Source organism: Achromobacter sp. (assembly GCF_036567245.1).
In the GTDB taxonomy this organism is placed as follows: domain Bacteria; phylum Pseudomonadota; class Gammaproteobacteria; order Burkholderiales; family Burkholderiaceae_B; genus Achromobacter.
Genome location: NZ_DATCUY010000719.1, coordinates 1 through 1,763, shown reverse-complemented (window position 1 = coordinate 1,763; position 1,763 = coordinate 1). Strand labels below are relative to the sequence as shown.

The following is a 1,763-nucleotide window of genomic DNA, read 5'->3' as shown; positions in this document are numbered from 1 at the left end:
TGGCATCAGCACCGCCTGGCATCTGCTGGAGCGCGGACATGACGTGGTCGTGGTCGACCGCCAGCCCGATGCGGCGCTGGAGACCAGTTTCGCCAACGCGGCGCAGATCTCGGTGAGCTACTGCGAGCCCTGGGCCAACCGCGCAGCGCCTTGGAAGGCGCTCAAGTGGATGTTCGACAAGGAAGCGCCGCTGCTGTTTCGGCCCCAGCTCGACTGGGATCAATGGCGCTGGGGCCTGAAGTTCCTAGCGCAGTGCAACGACACGGCGTTCGAGCGCAACGTGCAGCAGATCGTGGCGCTGGGTGCCTACAGCCATGCGGCCCTGAAAGACGTGGTGCGCACCACCGGCATCGAATACCACCGCCTTGAACGCGGCATTGCGCATTTCTACACCGACCAGAAATCACTGGACGACGCGGGCCACGCGGTCGAGCTAATGCGCAAGCACGGCGTGCAGCGCCGCCTGGTCAGCCGCGACGAGCTGCTGCAGATCGAGCCCGCCTTCAAGGCCTATGGCGACCGCATCACCGGCGGCACCTACACCAGCACCGACGAAAGCGGCGACGCCCGCGTTTTCACGCAACAGCTGGCCCGCCGCTGCGCAGAGCGCGGCGCGCAGTTTCTGTATGGCCACGATGTGTTGCGCCTGAACAAGATTGGCAATGCTATTGATTCAGTAGCTATCACCGCACGCCAATCGGGCGCTGGTGGCAAAAAAGACTTCATATTGAAGGGCGACGCCATCGTGGTGGCCTGCGGCTCGTACAGTGCGCCGCTGCTGCGCACCGTGGGCGTGGATCTGCCCATCTACCCTGGCAAGGGCTACAGCGCCACCTTCGCGCTGCTGCGGCCCGAGGGTGCGCCCATGGTCTCGACCATCGACGACGGCAAGAAAATCGCCATGAGCCGCCTGGGCGACGTGCTGCGCGTGGCCGGCACCATCGAGCTGGGCGGGTTCGACCTGTCGCTGGACAGCCCCGTGGCCCGCGCGCGCTGCCACATGCTGTCGCGCCGCATCGAGGAAATCCTGCCCGGCGTGTGCGACACCCGCACGCCCGAACAGGGCGGCAATCCGCAATACTGGACCGGCCTGCGCCCGGCCACGCCCACCAACATCCCGTTCATCGGCCGCACGCGCGTAGGCAAGCTGTGGGTGAATGCCGGCCATGGCACGCTGGGCTGGACGCATGGTGCCGGCTCGGGCAAGGCCCTGGCCGAGCTGATCAGCGGCGCGCAGCCCGCAATGAACTTCAGCTTTCTGGGCGCTGAATCGGCGCCGACCCGGCGCACCATCGCCGCCGCCTGAGCGCGTGTTCCCGGCCTGAAGCCGCCCCGCTCAGTGCAGTTGCCGCTGCTCGGCCAGAAAGGCCAGCAACGCAGCGTCAAATCCGTCCGGGTCTTCCAGTTGCGGCCAGTGGCCAACATGCGCCAGGCTCTGGTGGCGGGCATCGGGCAGCACCTGGGCCAGGGCCTGCAGCGCAGCGGGTGGCGTGCAGGGGTCCATGGCGCCGCCCAGCAGCAAGGTGGGCATCGCCAGGCGCCAGAACGCCGCGGCATCGCGGTCAAACAGCGCCAGCAGTTCCAATGCCCGCCGGTAGGTGGCCGGATACACCTGCGCCAAAGCATGGCCCGCCAGCCGCACGCCTTCGGGCAAGGCGCCGCTGCCGATGAAGCGGGGCACGAGGGCCTGGGCCAACCGGTCCATGGACTGGCCGCCGCCCACCGCCTGCAGCGCCTGCAGGCGGGGGCTGACCCAGTCCTGC

General features: G+C 68.1%; 2 protein-coding genes. One reads left to right on the top strand and one right to left on the bottom strand.

Going from position 1 to position 1,763, the window contains the following annotated elements; genetic code table 11:
• Positions 1–1,306: D-amino acid dehydrogenase (locus VIR09_RS31145; RefSeq protein ID WP_332016379.1), on the top strand; the 1,306-nt coding region annotated here is incomplete at its 5' end.
• Between the two features lie 30 nt (positions 1,307–1,336).
• Here VIR09_RS31145 and VIR09_RS31140 read toward each other — a convergent pair.
• The coding region (locus VIR09_RS31140) for an alpha/beta fold hydrolase (RefSeq protein WP_332016378.1) at positions 1,337–1,763 on the bottom strand (427 nt) is incomplete at its 5' end.